This is a genomic window from Gilvirhabdus luticola (genome assembly GCF_040117515.1).
GTDB lineage: Bacteria > Bacteroidota > Bacteroidia > Flavobacteriales > Flavobacteriaceae > Gilvirhabdus > Gilvirhabdus luticola.
In genome coordinates, this window is the sequence record NZ_JBEEEN010000006.1 from 106,881 (window position 1) to 130,197 (window position 23,317).

Here is a 23,317-nt window from a genome sequence, read left to right on the forward strand (position 1 = left end):
TATAAAATCATGGATGAAGAAATACAATTTATATTAGACACGGCTCAAGAAGCTATGGATAATGCCATTAAGCATTTAGAGAAACAACTTGTAAATATAAGAGCCGGTAAAGCAAGACCTTCAATGCTAGGAAGTGTTATGGTTGAATATTATGGTGCTCTTACTCCTCTACAACAAGTAGCAAATGTTAATACTCCAGATGGTAGGACAATAACGGTACAACCATGGGAAAAAGGGATGCTTCAAGAAATTGAAAAGGCTATCCAAGTCGCTAATCTTGGATTTAACCCAATGAATAATGGAGAAACCATCATCATAAATGTTCCACCATTAACTGAAGAGCGTCGTATTAATTTGGCCAAACAGGCTAAATCTGAAAGTGAAGATGCAAAAATTGGTGTGAGAAACGCAAGAAAGGACGCCAATAATGAAATTAAGAAATTAGATCATGTTTCTGAAGATTTGAAAACCAATGCCGAAATTGATGTTCAAGAAATGACTGATAAACATATTGAGAAAATAGACGAAATCTTTAGTGTCAAAGAAAAAGAGATCATGACTGTTTAATCCTTATTTTGTTGTATAACAATTCTTAAAAGCATTCGTTTCTTATATTTAAAGAGGCATTTACGATATAAAAGTATCTTTCATTACAGATCTTTGCATGCGAAAACTAGGCATTATTTTAATTTTATTATTCTTTGCCTTTTCAAGTAGAGCTCAAACTCCAGTTACAGAATTTAGTGAAAAAGAAAGTGATTCTTTACGGAAAAAAGAATTTTACAATTATCTAGGACAAGGGTATTTTCCTGTTAAGTATTTTAATATAGATTTAAGATCACTTATTAAGTACAACCAATATGAAGGTATTAGAGCTGGGTTTGGTGGCGTAACGAGTAAGAAATTTTCGGAGAAATTCAGAATTAATGCTTATATAGCTTATGGTTTTAGAGACCATACTTACAAATACAGGATAGGTTCTGGATTTAGATTAGCAGAGAAAACCAATACTTGGTTAAATGCTTCATTTACCAACGATTTACAAGAAACTGGAAGCACTACTTTTTTAACAGATGGCAGGAATTTTCAATTTTTTGAACCTCGACTGTTAAATATAGATCTTTTTCATAGACACTATACCAGTGCACTATCTATTGAACATAATATACTATCAAACCTTTTAAATAAAACTCAAATTGGATCAAGTGAAATACGCCCAACTTATAATTATGAATTTGTAGTAGATGATAATGCATATCATGATTTCAGCTTGACTACTATAACTAGTAGCTTACAGTGGTTTCCAGGAATAAAAACTAATAAAGAAATAAAAAGAATTAGCTACCCCATAGTAACTTTACAATTTACTCAAAGTGTTAAGAATCTTTTTAGTGGTGATTTTAAATTTACAAAATTAGATTTTAAAACCATTCATCAACTTAAACATAGAAATACGGCCATTTCTGAACTTACATTTACATCTGGTATAGCTAAAGGACATACTCCACTTACGCATTTGTATCACGTATATCCTAACAATATTAATAAAGAAACTATTTTACAAAGATTTTCGGTTGCTGGAATAACAAGTTTTGAGACTATGTTTTTTAATGAGTTTTTCTCAGATAGATTTATAACCTTACAATACAAGTATTTTTTTAAACCATTCCGTATTTCAGAATATTTTAATCCACAACTGGTACTCATTACGAGATATGCTCTGGGAAATATGGATCATATTGATAGACATCAAAATGCTACATTTGGAACATTGGAGAAAGGGTTTACTGAATCTGGATTAGAAATCAATAAATTATTATTCGGATTTGGATTAAGTCTTGCTTACCGTTATGGAGCTTATCATCTACCTGAATTCGGTGATAATGTTGCTCTTAAGTTTACCTTTAACATTACATTATAGGTAAATTTTATCTGTTCTATCTAGGTTTTTTCTACCTTTGCGCTCTCTTATAAAAAGGTATGTTTAAGCTTTTTACAAATCAGTTTTGGGACGTTGTAGCCAGAGTCATTCTTCGCAACAAAATCGCTATCCTTATCGCAATAACTCTTGCTACAATTTTTTTTAGCTCGCAGTGGGAAAACATGCGCTTTACTTACACAGAAGCTAATTTATTGCCAGACGATCATGAAGTGAACATTACCTATAATGAGTTTTTAGAAATTTTTGGGGAAGAAGGTAATCTTATTGTAATTGGCGTGAAAGATTCTACTCTTTTTACAATCAATAAACTTAACGCCTGGAATAAACTCGCTGATGAATTTAAAAACTACGATGAAGTAGAAACGGTAGTTTCAATAAAGGATTTGCAAAAATTAGTAAAGGACAATGTCAACGAAAAGTTTAACCTAGAACCATTTATTAAAGATTCTGTTTCATCAATTTCACAAATTGAATCACTTCAAGAGGAATTGTTTGAAAAATATCCTTTTTATGATAATTTCTTATTTAATAAAAACACCAAAACGGTTCGTTCTGCAATTTATTTGAATAAAAATATTGTAAATACATCTGCAAGAAAAGATTTTATAATCAATGTTTTAAAGAAAAAGATTGATGCCTTTGAAGTAGAACAAAATTTAGACGTGCATGTGTCTGGTATGCCATATATACGAACTCTGAACTCCCAAAATATCATTGACGAAATAGGTTTGTTTATTGTCGCAGCGCTATTGGTTACGTCGTTAATATTTTTCTTTTTCTTTAGATCTATAAGGGCTACTATCATTTCCCTAGTTGTTGTTTGTATTGGTGTGATGTGGACCTTTGGTATTTTAGGATTATTGAATTATGAAATTACTGTTCTTACAGCTCTCATTCCACCATTGATTATCGTTATTGGTATTCCTAATTGTATATTCTTAATAAACAAATACCAGCATGAGGTAAAACTGCATGGTAATAAGGTAAAATCTTTACAACGTGTTATTACAAAAATTGGCAATGCCACTTTAATGACCAATGTTACAACAGCTTCAGGTTTTGCAACATTTATTCTTACTGAAAGTAAACTCTTGAAAGAATTTGGTACAGTAGCATCTTTGAGTATTTTGGCCATCTTTATTTTGTGTTTACTAATTATTCCAATTATATACACTTTTCTACCATTCCCAAAAGACAGACATTTAGAGCATTTAAATAAAAGATGGATTGAGGGATTTGTAAATTGGATGGAAAAGATGGTGCGACAAAAAAGAATTGCTATTTACTCAACATCATTAATTCTTCTTGTTGTAAGTATCATCGGTATTTATCAAATAAGGATTTCAGGAAGCTTGATTGAGGATATGCCTAAAAAAACGGAATTTTTTAAAGACATTCGGTTTTTTGAAAAAGAATTCAACGGTATTATGCCATTGGAAATCATGGTTGATACCAAACATAAAAAAGGTGTTATGAAACTAGCCACCTTAAAACGTATGAATGAACTTGAGGATCTCATTATTGAAACGCCAGAATTATCAAAGCCTATTTCGGTTGTTAGCTTGGTTAAATATTCTAAACAAGCGTATTACAATGGCAATCCAAAGCATTACCAATTACCTACTTCTCAAGAGAATAGCTTTATACTTTCTTATGCAAAAAACTCTTCTTCAAATGTTGATTTACTAAAGAATTTTGTTGATAGCACTGGTCAATATGCGCGTATTACAACATTCATGAAAGATGTTGAGACTGATAAAATGGAACGTATTGAAGAGCAATTGCAAAATAAAATAAATAAAGTTTTTCCAACTGAACGTTATAATATATCTATGACTGGGAAAGCATTGGTTTTTCAAAAAGGGACTAAATATTTGGTTAAAAATTTAGCTATTTCTTTATCTCTTGCTATTTTTCTTATATCATTATTTATGGCATATATGTTCAGATCTTTTAGAATGATCATTATTTCTTTAATACCAAATTTATTGCCATTACTCGTTACAGCAGGATTAATGGGATATTTGGGTGTTCCTATAAAACCATCAACAATACTTGTATTTAGTATAGCTTTTGGTATTTCGGTTGATGATACCATACATTTTTTAGCTAAATATCGTCAAGAACTACAAGCAAACCATTGGAAAATTAAAAAATCTGTTTATGGAGCCTTGCGTGAAACAGGCGTTAGTATGTTCTATACATCAATAGTTTTGTTCTTTGGGTTTTCAGTATTTACCATTTCAAGTTTTGGAGGTACTGTAGCACTTGGCGCATTGGTTTCAGCTACACTTTTGTTCGCAATGCTATCTAACTTATTATTACTTCCTTCATTATTACTGTCTCTAGAGAGAAGTATTGCTAATAAAGAAGTACTTAAAGAACCTGCTATAAATATTATTCCTGAAGAAGATGAAGCAGAATAAAATTTATCTTTAATCTGGTATTTTGTTAGAGCAAAATTTGCTTTTATATTTACGTTTTCTCTCTTGAAAGCTAGTGGCTTTTTTTATCTTTGCACTTTAAATTTTAAAAAATGAAGTCTATTACAGTAGCGAAATTATTATCACAGGATAAAACTCTAAATGAAATTGAAATTAGTGGTTGGGTAAGAACTTTTAGAGCTAATCGTTTTATAGCTCTAAATGACGGTTCTACTATTAATAATATTCAATGTGTTATAGATTTTGAAAATACAGAAGATTCAATTTTAAAGCGTATTACAACTGGTGCTGCTATTAAGGTGAAGGGTGAACTAGTAGAGAGTCAAGGCAAAGGGCAAAACGTTGAAATACAGGTTGACTCTATAGAAATTTTAGGTGACTCTGACCCTGAAACCTTTCCTATACAACCTAAAAAACATTCATTGGAATTTTTAAGAGAAAATGCTCATTTAAGAACCAGAACCAATACTTTCAGTGCCGTAATGCGCTTGCGTTCTGCCTTATCTTTTGCCATTCACAAATATTTTAATGACAATGGCTTTTATTATATGCATGCTCCTATCATTACAGGAAGCGATGCCGAAGGTGCAGGAGAAATGTTTCGCGTAAGCGCATTGGATACCAAAAACCCACCATTAACCGAAGACGGACATGTAGATTATTCTGAAGATTTTTTTGGAAAAGAAACTAATCTTACGGTTTCAGGACAACTAGAAGCCGAAACCTATGCTATGTCATTGGGTAAAGTATATACTTTTGGGCCAACATTTAGAGCCGAAAACTCAAATACATCAAGACATTTGGCAGAATTTTGGATGATTGAACCTGAAGTCGCTTTTATGGATTTGGTTGGCAATATGGACTTAGCTGAAGATTTTATGAAATCTATTATTCAATATGTTTTGGATAATAATCTTGAAGATCTTGAGTTTCTCGAAAAAAGGCTAATGGATGAAGAAAAAACAAAACCACAGGATCAGCGAAGCGACATGAGTTTGATTGAAAAATTAAACTTTGTGGTTGACAATAATTTTAAACGTGTCAGCTACACCGAAGCCATAGACATTTTACGAAATAGCAAACCGAATAAGAAGAAAAAGTTCCAGTATATTATTCAAGATTGGGGAGCAGATTTACAAAGTGAACATGAACGATTTTTGGTAGAAAAACATTTTAAATGTCCTGTTATTTTATTTGATTATCCTGCCACAATTAAAGCCTTTTATATGCGTTTAAATGAAGACGGAAAAACCGTTAGAGCCATGGATATTTTGTTTCCTGCTATTGGAGAAATTGTTGGAGGTTCTCAACGTGAAGAGCGACTTGATGTATTGAAAGAAAAAATGGCTGCTTTAAATATAGATGAAGAAGAGTTATGGTGGTATTTAGACTTACGTAAATATGGTACTGCAGTACATTCTGGTTTTGGTTTAGGTTTTGAGCGTTTGGTGATGTTTGTAACAGGAATGAATAATATTAGAGATGTAATACCTTATCCGAGAACTCCACAAAATGCAGAATTTTAAAGTATTAAACTTGTTATCTATTCATTATCTTTAGTATAATAAATTATTATTAATGTTAAAACAACATTTACAGTTTAAGTTATCACAAAAGCTTTCACCGCAACAAATTCAATTAATGAAATTGATACAGTTGCCTATCATTGCTTTTGAACAACGTCTTAAGCAGGAACTTGAAGAAAATCCTGCTTTGGAAGGTGGTAAAGAAGAAACCGTAGATGAATTTGATGATGATCTTGACAATTCAAATGAGGATTATAGTGACAGTGAAACTATTAATTCTGAAGACATCAATGTTGATGAATATTTGAGTGATGATGAAATACCTGATTACAGAACTCAAGCCAATAATTACAGTTCTGATGATGAAGAAAAAAGCATGCCTTATGCATCAGGCACTTCATTTACTCAACACTTAATAAATCAATTGAACACGTTCAGATTAAATGATGAAGAACGTGATATAGCAGAGTTTTTAGTAGGTAGTGTTGATGAAAGTGGTTATATACGTCGTTCAATTTCAGATATCATGGACGACCTTGCTTTCACTCAAAATGTTTATACTACTGAAGAGAAAATTAAGGAAATACTTCATATTGTTCATGATCTGGATCCAGCAGGAGTTGGTGCGAGAAACTTGCAGGAATGTTTAAAAATTCAGCTTCATAGAAAATCAAGCAGTCCTAATGCAGAGCTTGCTATAGATATTATTGAGAATGCATTTGATCAGTTTACCAAAAAGCATTATAAAAAATTAATGCAGAAGTTTAATGTAAATGAAGAGCAATTAAAAGGTGCAATAAATCAAATAGAACATTTAAACCCGAAACCTGGTGGTTCTTATTCAGGTAATAATAGAATTGTTGAACATATTATTCCAGATTTTGCAATAAAAATAGTTGATGGTGAATTAGAATTGACTTTAAACGGAAGAAACGCACCAGAACTTCATGTGTCCAGAGAGTACAATAATATGCTTAAGACCTATAAGGACTCAAAAGATAAATCTAAATCACAAAAGGAAGCTGTATTATTTATTAAACAAAAATTAGATGCAGCCAAATGGTTTATAGATGCCATAAAACAACGCCAGCAAACTCTTTTTGTAACTATGAGTGCTATTATGCACTATCAAAAAGATTATTTTTTATCAGGCGATGAGCGTAAATTGAAACCAATGATTCTAAAAGACATTGCAGACGAAATCAATATGGATGTTTCAACGGTTTCTAGAGTTGCTAATAGTAAATATGTAGATACCCCTTATGGCACCAAACTTATCAAAGAATTCTTTTCTGAATCTATGACCAATGATCAAGGTGAAGAAGTCTCAACCAGAGAAATTAAGAAAATTTTGGAAACCGTAATTGAAGAAGAAAATAAAAAGAAACCTCTGACAGACGAGACGTTGGCATCAATCTTAAAAGATAAAGGTTATCCTATTGCCAGAAGAACCGTTGCAAAATATAGAGAACAATTGGATATTCCAGTAGCTAGATTACGTAAAAAGATTTGATGAAATTCTTTTTAAAAAGCATATCGTATGTATTTCATCCTTTATTCATGCCGATAATTGCTGTTAGTTTCTATTACGCCAAATCTCCAAGATATATTCCAACAGAGATTATTCAAGCTAAAATTATTTCGGTATTTATTCTTACTTTAATTCTTCCTATTCTGCTCTTTTTTTTATTGAAATCTCTTAAAACAATCCATTCCATACATTTAAAAACAACTCAAGAGCGCATTATGCCACTAGTTCTTTTTTCGGTAATTATATTTCTGGTTTTAAGAAAGATATTTCCTCAAAATGATATTCTGGAATTATACTATTTTTTTATTGGGGTTTTAATTACTAATTTATCATGTTTATTTTTAGCTTTTTTTAAGTTCAAAGTAAGCCTGCACATGGCCGGAATTTCTGGTATTTTTATGTTTTTTGTTGCGTTAAGTATTCATTATAATATAAATATAAATGGTACTCTGGCATTGCTGTCAATAATTATAGGTCTTATTGCTACGTCAAGGCTTTATCTTAATGCACATAACTATAAAGAATTGGCGATTGGCTTTTTTATTGGATTTCTACCTCAATTAATAGTTATTAATTATTGGTTATAAAATATAGAACATCAATCCGATTTTTATGGCGCTCATATCAATAGAAACATCATCTATTTTAGCATCGGAAGAGAAAATTGGATTTAGAGCATAATAAAAAAATAGATTCCAAGTATTATATCCTAAACTACATGTTAAACCGTATTGAAAATCGTTGAAGTCTTTGTTGTTTTTAAAAGTAAGTGTCTCTAAATCACCTTTAAATTTACTTGTATTAGCAAATACATAACCTAGTTTGAAACCTGTATAAATACGCCAAAATTTATATTCAGAAGGTGTTGATGTTCGCCATCTAAATTCTATGGGGAACTCTACCATATGAGTAGCGAATTTATTCTTTGTGTACTCTGCATCTATATCTCTTAAATTTGTATAAGTAAAATGACCTGTCTCATTTTTATTAATCAACATGTTTTGATTATAAGAACTTCCTGAATAACCTATACCAATTCCTATTGCTACATTTCTTTTTTTATTGATTGGCATATCTTTTATGGTGCCAATATGAAATCCACTAGAAAAACCACTTTGATTAATGCCTTCTGGTTTATTACCGAGTAAATTATATGTTATTCCAACATAAAATTGGTCTTCTTTGTATAAAGAATCTACAACTATCTCTTCAGTTTCAACTTGAGAAACAATAGGTTGACAAGTAATAATAAAAATTATGGTATATAGTAAGTTCCTCATCTATGCAAAATAACTAAACAATAATGAATAAATTGCATGTAATTAAAAACAAAAAGCGTTTTGATTTCTCAAAACGCTTTAATATTAATAAAATTAAGAAATAAATTATCTGTTTAAATCTGCTAATGCATCACCTTGTCTAGTGGTATAATTAATTTTTAATGCATTTACTTTGCGTAATTCTTGTTTGATATCTGAAACTAATCCCATATTGGCTTCACTATCTACTTTAAGAGCAGTAGTTAAAAAAGGGATTAACTCTTCACGTTTTGCAGCTCTTTCAGCATTGATAAATGCAGCTATATCACTTACTTCTGCAAACTTATCATTGAGTTGAATTCTAGCTTCAGTACCAAATTGTGATTGAAAGCGACTACTTGGCTTACCTGCATATATATACATTACCAAATCTTTCTTGTCCAGCTTTTCAATTTGGTCAGCTGCTGGCAATCTATTCTCAATATTCAAAGTATTTTGCCTCATTACAGTTGCCACCATAAAAAAGAATAATAACATAAAAACAATATCTGGTAACGATGCTGTTGATATTGCTGGAAGATCACCACTTTTCTTCTTATTAAATTTACCCATTCTTTTTATTTTATCTAATTAGACTTTTTTGGTTCTGCTTCAGAAAACTTTTGAGGAATAAGAAGTTTTATCTTCTCAAGTTTTTCTTTTAATTTATCTTTCTCTCCAGCTGATGTTCTAGGGTCGTTATATTTCTTTTCAGCTTCTACAAAATTCATAGATAATTGAGGATATTCTCTCTCAAATTCTCTGTTTCTCAATTGATTATAAGCTGCAATAATTTCGTTTTGAACCGCTATATATACATTATACTTGGTTTGTCTATCATTTTGCAAAGAAATGATGGCCTTATCAAAATTATCAGATGAGCGTGGATTCCTTTTCCCTTGACAGCGCTTACATGCATCTTCTCCTTGACCTCCACCATTATCTAGAAAATCTACAGCTGCCTGACGCAAGTTTTTAATCTCAATAACTTTTTCTTCGCCACCTGTCTTCAAAAACAATTGATTATTTCTATTCACTTGTAATTGAAAAATGTTTTTCTCTTTTATAATTGGTGGATCAACTTGATCTTCCATTGGAGGCAACTTTCTATTCAAACCAGAATCTGTTTCAATAGTCGTAGTCACCAAGAAAAATATGAGTAACAAGAAGGCAATATCTGCCATTGACCCTGCATTAACTTCTGGTGCTGATCTTTTTGCCATAATTTAATTATTTTTTTATCATTTTCTTAACTCCAGATAATAGCATTGCTCCTACAGCAATAAGCACCAAAAAGTAGAACATATATAACCCTGTTCCTACCATTTTAGAACCACCAGCTGATAAAACTTCTCCATCTCTTAATGGCGTTTCAACACCGTTTGCAAAAACGAAATAACAAATAAGTGCTAACAAAAGAAATGCTCCTAGACTCGTAAGAGTACTTTTTAAAGTAGCTCCATTTGATAAAACATTCTTGAGGGTAAAAAACAAGACAAAGAGCAACGTAACAGCCAGAATTAAATATGCTATATACATGAATGTATCTACTGTTCCTCCAGACTCGCCAGCTTTTATGGCCTCGTCTCCAACTCCAATAATCCTAATAAGAAAGAAAATAGAAATAACTCCTACAATTCCTACTATTATGGTTGATAATTTTTGTGAATTCATAATTTAATTAATTAAACTGGGTTATTACTTCTTATTTCTAATCAAAAGATCCATTAAAGTAATAGATGCATCTTCCATATCGTTTACAATACTGTCAATTTTTGCAACGATATAGTTATAGAAAATTTGAAGTATAATAGCCACAATCAAACCGAATACAGTAGTTAAAAGTGCTACTTTAATACCACCTGCTACAAGAGATGGCTGCATATCTCCAGCTGCTTCAATTTTATCAAAAGCCTGAATCATACCTATTACCGTACCCATGAAACCTAACATTGGAGCTAATGCAATAAATAATGAAATCCATGATACATTTTTTTCTAACTGTCCCATTTGAACACCACCATAAGCAACAACTGCTTTTTCGGCGGCTTCAAGACCTTCATCTGTTCTGTCTAAACCTTGATAGAAAATAGATGCAACAGGTCCCTTTGTGTTTCTACAAACTTCTTTTGCTGCTTCTACACCACCTGATTTTAATGCGTCTTCAACATCTTGAGTTAATTTTTTTGTATTTGTAGTAGAAAGGTTTAAAAAGATAATTCTTTCTATAGCAATTGCTAAACCTAGAATTAAACATAATAATACAATTCCCATAAATCCAGGTCCACCTTCAATAAAACGTTTCTTAAGTTCTTGGTGAAATCCAGCAGATTCTTCTGCTGCTACATCTGCGGCATCCTCTTGTATTGCGCTAACAACAGTAGCTGTAGTTGTGTTTGTAGTTGCATTTACAGTTCCGAATGCCATAATGCAAGCAATGGCTAGAATAGAAAATAATCTTTTCATAGTTCTTGATCTTAATTTTATTAGTTAATGTGTTTTTATTAGTTAATGTGTTAAAGATATAAAAAAAATACAATTCTCAAATAAAAATAACAGCAGAGAGGAAGGGATTCGAACCCTCGATACGCTTTTGGCGTATACACACTTTCCAGGCGTGCGCCTTCGACCACTCGGCCACCTCTCTGTAATATATATCTTTTAGTATATCTATTACAGCTCTCAAATAACAAAAAAAAGTTTAAATGTTAAAATTTTAAAAGTTAATTTTAAGTCATTTCACCTCTTAATGACGATTCGAATATGGTTTTGAATGTTTTAGATGAAATCCCTTCGCCTAGCATATACATTAATTTTGTTATAGCTGCTTCTGTAGTAATATCCCTGCCAGATACAACACCAATAGATTTTAGCTGCTGACTAGTTTCATATTGCCCTTGGCTTACACTTCCTCCAGAACACTGTGTCACGTTAATGATTTGTATTCCTTTTTTGATTAATTGTTTCAAAATATCAACAAACCATTGTTCTGTTGTAGCGTTGCCTGAACCATAGGTTTCTAAAATGACTCCTTTAAGACTTGGATTATTTGTCATACACTCTAAAATAGATTTAGATAGTCCTGGAAATAATTTTATTAAAGCAATATTGGTGTCAAAATTTTTATGAGTAATCAGACTTTTTCTTTTGTTTGGTTTGAATAAAAATTCGTGATTAACTTTAAGATGAACACCTGATTGAGCTAGGACAGGATAATTTAATGATTCGAAAGCTTGAAAATGTTCTGCGTTAATTTTAGTAGTTCTGTTTCCTCTATACAATTTATATTCAAAATACAGACCTACTTCCTGAATAACTGGTTTATTGTGCTTTTGTAATGAAGCCATTTGTATAGATGTTATCAAATTTTCTTTGGCATCCGTCCTTAAATCGCCTATTGGTAATTGAGAACCCGTAAGAATTACAGGTTTTGCCAAATTCTCAAGCATAAAGCTTAATGCAGAAGCCGTATAACTCATTGTGTCACTGCCATGCAATACAACAAAACCATCAAAGATGTCGTAATTTTTCTCTATAATATCTATAATCTGAACCCAATATTTTGGGTTCATGTTTGATGAATCTATAGGTTCGTCAAATGAAATTGTAGAGATATTACAACTTAACAAATTAAGTTCTGGAATATATTTAAGTAGGTTATTGAAATCAAAAGATTTTAATACGCCAGTATTAGAATCTTTTATCATTCCTATTGTGCCTCCTGTGTAAATTAAAAGAATATTTGGATGATTATTTTCCATATTTAAACATTGAAAATTTCTTTAGAATTTTGAGTAGTAATTTCTGCAATATTTTCTTTAGGCATATCATACAATTCAGATAATCTTTCTAATACCTTTATAATGTATGCACTTTCATTTCGTTTTCCACGAAATGGTTTTGGTGCCAAGTATGGTGAATCTGTTTCTAAAACTATGTGTTTTATATCTATTTGGTTTACAAACTTATCAATGCCACCATTTTTAAACGTTACTACACCACCAATTCCTAATTTCATGTTATATGAGATTGCACGTTGAGCTTGTTCCAAATTCCCAGTGAAACAATGAAATATTCCGTACAATTCTTCAGATTTTTCAGTTTCTAAAACTTCAAATATTTCATTAAAAGATTCGCGACAATGAATAACTATAGGTAATTTGTATTGTTTTGCTAATTGGATTTGATGGCGAAATGCTGTTTTTTGAATTTCTAAAGTCGATTTATCCCAATATAAGTCTATCCCTATTTCTCCAATCGCATAGAACTTTCTTTTTGCTAACAATTCTTCTACATGTCTTAATTCTTCCATGTAATTACTTTTAACAGATGTTGGGTGCAATCCCATCATTAAAAACACATGCTCCGGAAAATTAGCTTCCAATTCAAACATCGCCTTTGTATATGTTGAGTCTATGGCAGGAATAAAAAACCTAGTTACATTCAAATCTATTGCTCGGCGAATCATTTCTTCTCTATCATTGTCAAATGCTTCACTGTATAGATGCGTATGTGTGTCTGTAATTATCATAATGCTAAAATAATTCTTTTTACATGATTATATTTGCATTAAATAAAAGCCATGCAAACTTTACAGGAATTTCTTTTAGAAAAAGGTTACACCAAGATCAAACTTCATCTTACGAAAACAAATCATTTTGAGATTAGAGCAACAATCAATGGCGTTAGAGGTGTATTTATTTTAGATACTGGAGCTTCTAGTTCTTGTGTAGGTTTGGATTCGGTGGAAACTTTTAAGCTTGATGCTAAAGATTCAGATATTAAAGCTGCTGGTGCTGGTGCTACAGATATGTTAACTCAAATTGCAAAAACAAACAGTTTGAAAATTGGGAAGTGGAAAAAAGAAAAAGTTGCTCTTATCCTATTTAATTTAACCCATGTAAATACAGCTTTAATTAATCATAATTCGACACCTGTTGATGGCATTATTGGTGCAGATATTCTAAAAAAAGGAAGTGCTGTAATTGATTATGAAAAAAAATATTTGTATTTAAAAAATTAGAATGAACTGTAAATTTCTTATTTTCAACACTATATAATTTATAAGATCGATAGGATATTCTTCTAACGTTAAATAATTGTTACCATCTTAAAAAAACTTAAAATAAGAGTTTTATTTAAGCGCTACTTTTCTTACATTTACAATGCTATTAATTAGTTCTTAGGGAGAATTATTGAAAGCTCTTAAATTGTAAAAAATTTGGAGCTTTCTTTTTTTATAAGAATGCCTATTTCTGCATATTTTAAATTGATTATATAGTTAGTATAAGATGTTATTAATTAAGTTCTTTAGGAGAGAATTAAAAAGCTCTGTACTTAAAAATACAGAGCTTTTACATTGATTTTACTGACGACTTTATATTATAATTCTAAAGATTTTTTAATATCATTATTCATCAGGAGTTCAACTGGGTTTTCTATAGCTTCTTTTACCGCGACCAAAAATCCTACACTTTCTTTACCATCTATAATTCTATGGTCGTAGGATAATGCTACATACATTATTGGTCTAATTTCTATTTTTCCATTTACAGCAACTGGTCTTTCTACTATATTATGCATTCCTAGAATCCCTGATTGCGGAGGATTGATAATAGGCGTAGACAACATACTGCCAAAAACACCTCCATTAGAAATAGTAAACGTACCACCTGTCATTTCATCAACTGTTATTTGGCCGTCTCGGGCTCGAATGGCTAATCTTTTAACTTCAGATTCTACTCCTCTAAAAGATAAATTCTCGGCATGCCTAATTACTGGAACCATTAATCCTTTTGGCCCTGAAACCGCTATACTTATATCACAATACTCATAGCTTATCATTTCTTTTCCATCTATCATCGAATTTACTGCAGGATATTCTTTAAGTGCTCTTACTACAGCTAGAGTAAAAAACGACATAAAGCCAAGGCTTACATCGTGTTTTTCCTTAAAGGTTTCTTTATATTCTTTTCTAATAGCAAAAATTGGAGACATGTCAACCTCATTGAAGGTTGTTAGCATTGCTGTTTCATTTTTTGCCGATACTAACCGTTCTGCAACTTTACGACGGAGCATTGATAATTTGGTACGCGTTTCTTTTCTGGTACCTCCTGGAATATCTGTTCCCATTGAAGGAACAGCCTTTACTGCATCTTCTTTTGTAATGCGTCCATCTTTTCCAGTTCCAGAGACTTGATCAACATCTATTGATTTTTCTGCTAAAATCTTTTTTGCAGCAGGACTAGCAGTACCAGTTGCATATGTGGTATTGGTAGAAGGTTCCTTTGTTGTCTCAACTTTTGGAGTTTCTGTTTTCTTTTCTGTTTTAGAAGAAGATCCTTCCGGCTTATCTGCACTTGTATCAATTAAACAAACAACTTCTCCTACTGCTACCGCATCGCCTTCTTCTGCTTTTAAAGTTATAATACCACTTGCTTCAGCAGGTAATTCTAAAGTAGCCTTATCACTGTCGACTTCAGCTATTGGTTGATCTTTTTCAACATAATCTCCATCTTCAACCATCCATGTTGCAATTTCTACTTCTGTGATTGATTCCCCTGGAGATGGGACTTTCATTTCTAAAATCATTATATATAACTTTAATTTTTATTATTTATCGAAATATTTCATCTAGCACCGCCTGTTGTCTCTTTTTGTCTCTTGCACTCGATCCTGGAGCAGGAACCGAGCTATAAGGTCTAGTAGCTGGTTCTAATTTAACCAAATCCAAACGTTCTGACATGAAACCCCATGCTCCCATGTTTTTTGGTTCTTCTTGTGCCCAAATATATTGGTTGATATTTGGATATCGGTCTATTATTTTTTGAATTTTCTCTTTGTGTAATGGGAATAGTTGCTCAATTCTTATAAATGCGATATCCTTTCTTTCCAATCTTTCTCGTTCTGCAAACAAATCATAATAGAATTTTCCTGAACAAAATATCATTTTGGTCACCTTTTCGGCAACTATTGTATCGTCTATCACTTCTTGAAATTGACCATTTGCAAGCTCTTGTATTGAGGAAACTGCTAATGGATGACGTAATAAACTTTTAGGTGTAAACACTATAAGAGGTTTTCTGAAATTGCGTTTCATTTGACGTCTCAACAAATGGAAAAAATTGGCTGGAGTAGTACAATTTGCCACAATCATATTATCTTCTCCACACAGTTGCATATATCTTTCTATTCTAGCCGAAGAATGTTCTGAACCTTGACCCTCATAACCATGAGGCAACAAAACGACTATACCATTTTGAGTTTTCCACTTATCTTCAGCAGCAGACAAGTATTGATCAAAAATAATTTGTGCGCCATTACTAAAATCTCCAAATTGAGCTTCCCAAATGGTCAGTGCATTTGGGTTTGCCATGGCGTATCCATAGTCAAATCCTAGAACACCGTATTCTGACAATAAGGAATTATAAATATCCATGTGCCCTTTACTATAAGGGTTGGTGTTTAATAAATTAATGCGTTCTTCCGAGATTTCGTCTCTTAAAATAGCATGTCTATGACTAAATGTTCCTCTTTCTACATCCTGACCAGATATCCGCACATTAAATCCTTCTTCAAGCAAACTCCCATAAGCAAGAGTTTCTGCCATTCCCCAATCTAGCTGATCCGTTTCAAAAACCATTCTATTTCTATCTGCTAAAATTCGTTCAGCTTTTCTTAAAAACTTAACTCCATCTGGAACTGTAGAAACAGTTTTTGCAATGTTTTTTAATTTATCTAATGAATAAGAACTATCTACTGATTTTAACATTGAATCAATACCTTGCCTTGGAAAGTTTGTCCAACGTTCTTGCATAAACTCACGAACTTTTGATGCCTTTAATTCTTTAGACTTATTATACTCTTTTTCAAGCATTGCTTTGAATTCTTCTGAAATTTTCTTTGAATATGTATGATCGATAGTTCCTTCTTCGATTAACTTATTTGAGTATAGCTTAAAAGGGTTAGGGTGTTTTGAAATTGCACTGTAAAGTTTAGGTTGGGTGAAACGAGGTTCATCTCCTTCGTTATGTCCATATTTTCTATATCCTAACAAATCTATATAAACATCTTTTTTATAACGCATTCTGTATTCTAAAGCCATTTCGACAGCATGTACAACAGCTTCTGCATCATCTGAATTAATATGCAAGACCGGAGACAAAGTAACTTTAGCAACATCTGTACAATAAGTACTAGATCTTGCATCAAGATAATTGGTAGTAAAGCCGATTTGATTGTTTACTACAATATGAATAGTCCCTCCCGTTTTATAACCATTTAAAAGGCTCATTTGTGCAACTTCATAAGCTATACCTTGACCTGCAATAGCCGCATCTCCATGAACAATAATTGGGATAATCTTAGAATTATCGCCAGCATAATCAGTGTCGATTTTTGCTCTTGTAATACCTTCAGCAACAGAAGCAACTGTTTCTAAATGTGATGGATTAGGTACTAAATTCATTCTAATAGACTTCCCATTTTGATAGGTTTTTTCTAACGTAAGGCCCAAATGGTATTTTACATCGCCATCAATATTTTCATCCTCAAAGTCTTTTCCTTCAAACTCACTAAAAAGTTCATGCATTGGTTTTCTGAAAATATTAACAAGAGTACTTAATCGCCCTCTGTGTGCCATTCCTAACACACATTCTTTTACTCCATATTTTTCTACAGAATAAAATAACACATTACTTATAGCTGGAATTAAAGATTCACCGCCTTCCAATGAAAACCTTTTTTGTCCAACATATTTTGTTTGTAAAAAGTTCTCGAAAGTAACGGCTTGATTTAATTTTGAAAGAATATATTTTTTAGTATCAGCGGAAAAATCTGCTTGATTATCATTTTTATTTAACCGTTCTTGCCACCATTTAATAACTTCAGGGTTTCTAAGGTACATATACTCTACACCTATTGAACTACAGTATATAGCTTCAAGATGCTTAATAATGTCTCTAAGTGTTTGAACTCCGATACCAAGAATTTCACCAGCACTGAAAGGAGTATCCAAATCATGATCTGATAGTCCAAAATATTCTAACTCAAGTCTTGGTGTATATTTTCTTCGTTCCCTAACAGGGTTTGTTTTGGTGAACAGGTGCCCTCTGGTTCTGTATCCATCTATAAGATTTAGAACTTGAAATTCTTTTTGAACATACTCTGGAAATTGTGTAGAAACCCCTTCAATTATTTCTCCATTCAATCCATAATTTTCACTACCAAAATCATAACCTTGAAAAAAGGCTCTCCAACTTGGTTCGATTAAATCTGGATTTTCTAAATATTGGTCGTATAAATCAGCGAAATAAGCTGTATGTGCGGCGTTTAAAAAGGAAAATTTATCCATAAATTTTTTAAAACTGAATCAATCAGGCAAATTTATACAAAAGTACAACATTTAGTAAAATTAGATATTCTTTTATTATTTTTATGAATGAAATATTTCATCTAAAAGAAAAGCTATGAAAAACACATTAAAAAAAAGAATAAAACTTCATGTTGTCTTATTCATATTTTACTTGTTTTCAACATCTCTAATATGTCAAAATAATAATAATGGCCCGTCGGATTTTTGGAACCATGTACGTTTTGGTGGAGGCGTTGGATTAAGCTTTGGTAATGGTTTTTTTAGTGGTACTTTGGCCCCAAGTGCAATTTATCAGTTCAATCCTCAAGTTGCTTTAGGTGTAGGATTAAGTGGTACTTACAACACTCGTGAAGATTTTTATAGATCTACCATTATAGGTGGAAGTATTATTAGCATATTTAATCCCATACGAGAAGTTCAGTTATCGGCAGAATTTGAAGAGTTAAATGTAAGCAGAAACTGGGATGACAGAACTGGATTTAAAGATGAAAACTACTGGTATCCTGCTTTATTTTTGGGTGCTGGTTTTAATAGCGGACCTGTAACTGTAGGTATTAGATATGATGTCTTATACGATAGAGATAAAAGTATTTATGCCGATCCTTGGATTCCTTTTGTGCGAGTTTATTTTTAAGAGTATTGATTTTTAAACCATACTTTTTGCCATTCTCTTTTCAAAACTAAAAAAGTTACTTGTTCTGATATTTCTAAAGTATCATGGCTTGTTAACCGTTTTATTTTTTCTTCTGAAACATCAATGATGTAAAGTAAATTAAGATAATCAGTAAATTTTTCCTGAATGAGCTGATAAATTTTTTCTTGTAGTATAAGTTTTAAACTTGTTGGTAGAACATCTTCTCTAAAAGACAATTCGATATTAGCTAAAGCAAGGTCTTTATTGAGTTGGTATATCAATTTTGTATATAATCCTAATTCATTGGATTCTGTAATTATGGCATCAAAATTTTCAGTAAGTTTCATTAGATAGTTCTGGTCATTAGCTGTCTACCAAAATCTTTTAGTTTATTCTTTTTTTCTTCAGGAATATTGATAGAATTTAAAATTGAAAATGCTTTTTCAGTATAATTTTCAATCTCTTTTTTAGTCTCTTCATCAGACTTGCTTAAAACAATTAAACTTTTTACAGTATCTATTTTGTCCTGCTTATCTTCTGGATTTAGTTCATATAAATATTTTAATTGAGTCTTATTCTCATCCGAAGACAACTCCAAAGTCTTTAAATACAAATATGTTTTTTTGTTTTCTATAATGTCTCCTCCAACTTGTTTCCCAAAAGTCTTTGGGTCTCCAAAAACATCTAGGTAATCATCTTGCAACTGAAAGGCAATACCCAAATTTTTTCCAAATAGATAAATGTTTCCCTGATCCTCCTGTGAAGCATTTGCAACAATTGCTCCCATTTTTAATGCAGCTCCAACCAAAACAGCGGTTTTATATTCTATCATTTTAATGTATTCTAGAATAGTTACATCATCTCTTATTTCAAAATCAATATCATACTGCTGGCCTTCGCAAACTTGTAATGCGGTTTCACTAAAAAGCTTTACTAGCGACTGAAATGTGTTCGAATCATAATTTTCAAACAATTTATAAGCAAGAATCAACATAGCATCTCCAGACAAAATCCCTCTATTGATATCCCATTTTTCGTGAACTGTTTCTTTACCTCTACGTAAAGGAGCATCATCCATAATGTCATCATGAATTAATGAAAAATTATGGAATACTTCAATACTCAAAGCAGCATCTAAAGCCTTATTATAATTTGTGCCAAATATTTCTGTAGACATTAAAGTTAGAACAGGTCTTAACCGCTTTCCTCCCAAATTTAAAATGTAGGAGATTGGTTCGTATAAATTTTTTGGTTCTTGAAAGTTTGTAAAATCTTCTAAATAGGCCAAAAATTGCTTTTGGTAAAATTCGACTGTCTGCATGAAACAAAAGTCGCTATTTGTCATCATATTATCAAGCCAATATTAAGATATTGTTAAAACTTTGGAAACTATTTTTGTTTTTAAAGTTTCCTGTTGTACATTTGCCCTCATTATGAAAGAAAAAATTTTAAAGACTGCGGCCGACTTATTTTTAACCTATGGGTTTAAAAGTGTTACAATGGACGATATAGCTAATAAAATTGGCATGTCTAAAAAAACCATTTATCAATATTTCGATAACAAAATCAAACTTGTAGAAGCAACTACTTTATATGTTTTTGATTTTATATCGCTTGGTATTGATTGTATTTGCAATGATAATTTGAATCCTATTGAGGAAATTTATGAAATTAAAAAATTTTTGATGATTCATTTAAAAGACGAAAAATCCTCACCTCAATATCAATTACAAAAGTACTACCCAAAAATTCACGATGCATTAAAGTCTAAACAGTATTGTGTGATGCAAGATTGTATAACTCAAAACTTAAGCAAAGGTATAAAAGCAGGTCTTTATCGGGATAATATGAATATTGAGTTTATTTCAAAAATATACTTCAGTTGTATGATGGTTTTAAAAGACAAAGACTTATTCCCACTTAACAATTTTTCAATGAACTCTTTAATGGACAATTATTTGGAGTATCATTTAAGAGGTATTTGTACACCTAAAGGGATAGAGATAATGCAAAAATTTACAAATCCAAATTAGTCATCAAATGAAAAGTAAAGTAATATTAATTTTTAGCCTATTGTTTTCTTTAGCCCTGATCGGACAAGAAAATCCTCAAAGTTTAACTTTGCAGGAGGCGATAGATTTTGCGCTGGAAAATAATAAACAAGCTAAAAATGCAGCATTAGATATAGAAGCTGCTGAAAAAATAAAATGGGAAACTACAGCTTCAGGTTTACCGCAAGTAAACGCTACAATAGACTATCAAAATTTTTTAAAACAGCAGGTTTCACTAATTCCTGCAGAATTTTTTGGAGGAAATCCTGGTGATTTTGAAGAAGTAACCTTTGGTACAAAACAAAATGTTGGTGCATTTGCTACTGTGACTCAAAAAATATTTGATGGCTCTTATCTTGTTGGTTTACAATCTGCAAAAGTGTATTTAGAAATTTCTGAAAACGCAAAAGAAAAGACAGATCTTGAAGTAAGAAATGCTGTTATAAATGCCTACGGTAATGTTCTGCTTGCTGAAGAAAGTATAACCATCTTAAATAACAATATTGATGTTATTCAAAAAAACGTAGATGAAACCACAAGAATTTACGAAAATGGAATGGCAGAAGAAGAAAGTGTTGAGCAATTAGAAATTACATTATCGCTTTTAAAAAGTAGTTTAAGCAATGCTGAACGTCTAAAGGCTCTTGCATATCAAATGTTTAATATTACAATAGGTCTTGATTTAAACAACAATACCACACTTACAGATAATCTAGAAGCATTGACGCTTCAAAACATGGATTTAGAATTATTAAATGCAGATGAAAATGTTGAAAACACAATAGATTATAAAATCGCTGAAAACGATTTAGAGTCTAAAGAGTTGTTGGTTAAGCTGGCAAAAAGTAAAGCATTACCAACCTTAAACGCATTTTTAAATGGTGGGTATTCTGGTTTTAACGACGAATTTAACTTTTTGAACAAGAACCAAGATTGGTTTGGCTCCTCACTGTTTGGGGTAAGCATGAATATCCCAATTTTTAGTTCATTAGAACGCAGTGCTGCTACTCAAAGAGCTGAAATTAATCTTGAAAAAGCCGAAACAGATCTTCAGCTCGTTGAGCAACAATTAAGTTTTAAAATCACTCGAGCTAAAAGTGATTATCAATTTGCAATAGAAGAATATCAAAACAAAAAACAAAATCTAAATCTTGCCGAACGCATAGAGAGAAAAAATCAAACCAAGTTTTTTGAAGGTATTGGCTCAAGCTTCGATTTAAGACAAGCACAAACACAATTGTATTCTGCTCAAAGAGAATATTTAGAGGCTATGTTTAATGTCATTAGTAGCAAAGCAGAATTAGAAACAGTTTTAAACACCATAAATTAATTCAATCAAAAAATAAATATGAAAAAAATACTTTCACTTATAACTATAGCATTACTAATGGCTTCATGTGGAAATAAATCACAAACAATAGATGATATTATTGCATCTAAAGATAAAGCAGCCATTGAAGCGAAACGAAACGAATTAGTAAAAACACAACATGAAATTGCTGATGATTTAGAAAAAATTGAAGCAGAGTTATCCAAACTTAACGGTAAAAAAAATCTGCCAATTGTCACTGCTTTTTCTATTGAAGAATCAGAATTTAATCATTATCTGGAAATTCAAGGCAGTGTAAAAACAAAAGAAGACATCATTCTATATGCCCAATTTGCGGGTATATTATCTAACGTCTATGTTAAAGAAGGCCAAAGTGTAATAAAAGGACAAATATTAGCAAAAATAGATGACGGCGGATTGAGTCAACAACTGTCTCAAGCAAAAATATCTGAAGAACTAGCTAGAACAACTTTTGAGCGTCAAAAAAGACTATGGGAGCAAAAAATAGGTTCAGAATTACAATTTCTACAAGCAGAAGCAACATATAAAGGGCAACAAGATGTTGTAAAACAACTTCAATCTCAATTAGATAAAACATTTATAAAAGCTCCATTTAGTGGTATAATAGAAAATGTGATTTCTGAACAAGGCTCTGTCGTTGCGCCAGGACAATCTCAAATTATTCATATTGTCAACCTAGACAATATGTATATAGAAGCAGAGGTTCCAGAAAGCCATTTACCCAATGTTACTAAAGGCAAAAAAGTAGAAGTAGATTTTCCTGTATTAGGTAAAACTATTGAAACTTCAATTCGTCAAGTGGGTAATTCTATTAATCCTAATAATCGTGCCTTTAGAATTGAAGTTGGAGTGCCAAACCAAGGTGGAGATATTAAACCTAATTTAACAAGTAAGCTTAAAATTAATGATTACACCAATCCTAAAGCAATTATGATTCCACAAAGTATTATTTCAGAGAATAGTACTGGTGAACAATATGTTTTTGTGGTTGATAGCCTTGACGAAAACAATGTTGGTAAAGCAAAGAAAGCGATTATTACAACTGGAAAAACTCAAGGTGATTTTATTGAAGTCCTATCAGGTTTAGAAAATGGTAGTCAAGTAATTAAAGAAGGTGCTAGAAGTGTTCAAGACCAACAAGAGGTTGAAATTTCAAACTAAAAAAAA

At 31.6% G+C, this 23,317-nt stretch carries 22 protein-coding genes and 1 tRNA gene; 11 read left to right on the plus strand and 12 right to left on the minus strand.

Features of this window, described 5'->3' with window-relative positions; genetic code table 11:
• The first annotated feature begins 9 nt into the window (after positions 1-9).
• From frr to AAFP94_RS11020, 6 genes are all read left to right on the plus strand, one after another.
• Positions 10-567: a ribosome recycling factor gene (gene frr / locus AAFP94_RS10995; RefSeq protein ID WP_316662781.1), complete on the plus strand. Its 558-nt coding sequence runs from the start codon at positions 10-12 to the stop codon at positions 565-567.
• Between the two features lie 97 nt (positions 568-664).
• The gene (locus AAFP94_RS11000; protein ID WP_316662782.1) at positions 665-1,921 is read left to right on the plus strand and encodes a hypothetical protein; all 1,257 of its coding nucleotides are present in this window, start codon (positions 665-667) and stop codon (positions 1,919-1,921) included.
• 59 nt (positions 1,922-1,980) lie between these two features.
• Positions 1,981-4,368 carry an efflux RND transporter permease subunit gene (locus AAFP94_RS11005; RefSeq protein ID WP_316662783.1) on the plus strand — a complete coding sequence of 796 codons (2,388 nt, stop codon included), beginning with the start codon at positions 1,981-1,983 and terminating at the stop codon, positions 4,366-4,368.
• 110 nt (positions 4,369-4,478) lie between these two features.
• A complete protein-coding gene (asnS, locus tag AAFP94_RS11010; protein ID WP_316662784.1) occupies positions 4,479-5,912 on the plus strand; it encodes an asparagine--tRNA ligase in 1,434 nt (477 codons plus the stop codon).
• A gap of 52 nt (positions 5,913-5,964) precedes the next feature.
• Entirely contained in the window at positions 5,965-7,425 is a 1,461-nt protein-coding gene (gene rpoN / locus AAFP94_RS11015) for an RNA polymerase factor sigma-54 (RefSeq protein ID WP_316662785.1), read from the plus strand.
• On the plus strand, positions 7,425-8,030 hold the full coding sequence (locus AAFP94_RS11020) for a hypothetical protein (protein WP_316662786.1): 606 nt from the start codon (positions 7,425-7,427) through the stop codon (positions 8,028-8,030). Before rpoN ends, AAFP94_RS11020 begins: the two co-directional genes overlap by 1 nt.
• On the opposite strand, the gene AAFP94_RS11025 is transcribed toward AAFP94_RS11020, so the two are convergent.
• From AAFP94_RS11025 to AAFP94_RS11060, 8 genes are all read right to left on the minus strand, one after another.
• Complete coding sequence (locus AAFP94_RS11025) at positions 8,025-8,723, minus strand: porin family protein (RefSeq protein WP_316662787.1); 699 nt, start codon at positions 8,721-8,723, stop codon at positions 8,025-8,027. The genes AAFP94_RS11020 and AAFP94_RS11025 overlap by 6 nt on opposite strands.
• A gap of 105 nt (positions 8,724-8,828) precedes the next feature.
• Positions 8,829-9,314: an ExbD/TolR family protein gene (locus AAFP94_RS11030; protein WP_316662788.1), complete on the minus strand. Its 486-nt coding sequence runs from the start codon at positions 9,312-9,314 to the stop codon at positions 8,829-8,831.
• Between the two features lie 14 nt (positions 9,315-9,328).
• Positions 9,329-9,964, minus strand: coding sequence for an ExbD/TolR family protein (locus tag AAFP94_RS11035; protein ID WP_316662789.1), 636 nt, complete (start codon positions 9,962-9,964; stop codon positions 9,329-9,331).
• A 7-nt stretch (positions 9,965-9,971) separates the two neighbouring features.
• Complete coding sequence (locus AAFP94_RS11040) at positions 9,972-10,415, minus strand: hypothetical protein (RefSeq protein ID WP_316662790.1); 444 nt, start codon at positions 10,413-10,415, stop codon at positions 9,972-9,974.
• Positions 10,416-10,439: 24 nt separating this feature from the next.
• On the minus strand, positions 10,440-11,207 hold the full coding sequence (locus AAFP94_RS11045) for a MotA/TolQ/ExbB proton channel family protein (protein WP_316662791.1): 768 nt from the start codon (positions 11,205-11,207) through the stop codon (positions 10,440-10,442).
• Between the two features lie 93 nt (positions 11,208-11,300).
• A tRNA-Ser gene (locus AAFP94_RS11050) sits at positions 11,301-11,388 on the minus strand.
• Between the two features lie 82 nt (positions 11,389-11,470).
• Positions 11,471-12,502: an asparaginase gene (locus tag AAFP94_RS11055; RefSeq protein WP_316662792.1), complete on the minus strand. Its 1,032-nt coding sequence runs from the start codon at positions 12,500-12,502 to the stop codon at positions 11,471-11,473.
• A 2-nt stretch (positions 12,503-12,504) separates the two neighbouring features.
• Positions 12,505-13,272: a TatD family hydrolase gene (locus AAFP94_RS11060; RefSeq protein WP_316662793.1), complete on the minus strand. Its 768-nt coding sequence runs from the start codon at positions 13,270-13,272 to the stop codon at positions 12,505-12,507.
• A 51-nt stretch (positions 13,273-13,323) separates the two neighbouring features.
• On the opposite strand from AAFP94_RS11060, the gene AAFP94_RS11065 reads away from it, so the two are divergent.
• A complete protein-coding gene (locus AAFP94_RS11065) occupies positions 13,324-13,764 on the plus strand; it encodes a retropepsin-like aspartic protease family protein (protein ID WP_316662794.1) in 441 nt (146 codons plus the stop codon).
• 359 nt (positions 13,765-14,123) lie between these two features.
• Here the strand turns inward: AAFP94_RS11065 and odhB are convergent, their stop codons facing one another.
• Together odhB and AAFP94_RS11075 are read right to left on the minus strand one after the other, a co-directional pair.
• The gene (odhB, locus tag AAFP94_RS11070) at positions 14,124-15,332 is read right to left on the minus strand and encodes a 2-oxoglutarate dehydrogenase complex dihydrolipoyllysine-residue succinyltransferase (protein WP_316662795.1); all 1,209 of its coding nucleotides are present in this window, start codon (positions 15,330-15,332) and stop codon (positions 14,124-14,126) included.
• Positions 15,333-15,357: 25 nt separating this feature from the next.
• Positions 15,358-18,093, minus strand: coding sequence for a 2-oxoglutarate dehydrogenase E1 component (locus AAFP94_RS11075; protein WP_316662796.1), 2,736 nt, complete (start codon positions 18,091-18,093; stop codon positions 15,358-15,360).
• Between the two features lie 115 nt (positions 18,094-18,208).
• Here AAFP94_RS11075 and AAFP94_RS11080 point away from each other — a divergent pair, with 115 nt between their 5' ends.
• Entirely contained in the window at positions 18,209-18,748 is a 540-nt protein-coding gene (locus AAFP94_RS11080) for an alpha-ketoglutarate decarboxylase (protein WP_316662797.1), read from the plus strand.
• Here the strand turns inward: AAFP94_RS11080 and AAFP94_RS11085 are convergent.
• Together AAFP94_RS11085 and AAFP94_RS11090 are read right to left on the minus strand one after the other, a co-directional pair.
• A complete protein-coding gene (locus AAFP94_RS11085; protein ID WP_316662798.1) occupies positions 18,745-19,095 on the minus strand; it encodes a hypothetical protein in 351 nt (116 codons plus the stop codon). The genes AAFP94_RS11080 and AAFP94_RS11085 overlap by 4 nt on opposite strands.
• Positions 19,095-20,069 (minus strand): polyprenyl synthetase family protein, encoded by a 975-nt coding sequence (locus tag AAFP94_RS11090; protein ID WP_316662799.1) that lies wholly within the window; start codon positions 20,067-20,069, stop codon positions 19,095-19,097. The genes AAFP94_RS11085 and AAFP94_RS11090 overlap by 1 nt, the downstream gene beginning before the upstream one ends.
• Before the next feature lie 112 nt (positions 20,070-20,181).
• Here AAFP94_RS11090 and AAFP94_RS11095 point away from each other — a divergent pair, with 112 nt between their 5' ends.
• From AAFP94_RS11095 to AAFP94_RS11105, 3 genes are read left to right on the plus strand one after another with little or no spacing between them, the layout of a single operon-like run.
• Positions 20,182-20,781, plus strand: coding sequence for a TetR/AcrR family transcriptional regulator (locus AAFP94_RS11095; RefSeq protein WP_316662800.1), 600 nt, complete (start codon positions 20,182-20,184; stop codon positions 20,779-20,781).
• Positions 20,782-20,788: 7 nt separating this feature from the next.
• Complete coding sequence (locus AAFP94_RS11100) at positions 20,789-22,129, plus strand: TolC family protein (RefSeq protein ID WP_316662801.1); 1,341 nt, start codon at positions 20,789-20,791, stop codon at positions 22,127-22,129.
• Positions 22,130-22,147: 18 nt separating this feature from the next.
• Positions 22,148-23,311: an efflux RND transporter periplasmic adaptor subunit gene (locus AAFP94_RS11105; protein ID WP_316662802.1), complete on the plus strand. Its 1,164-nt coding sequence runs from the start codon at positions 22,148-22,150 to the stop codon at positions 23,309-23,311.
• The last annotated feature ends 6 nt before the right edge of the window (positions 23,312-23,317 follow it).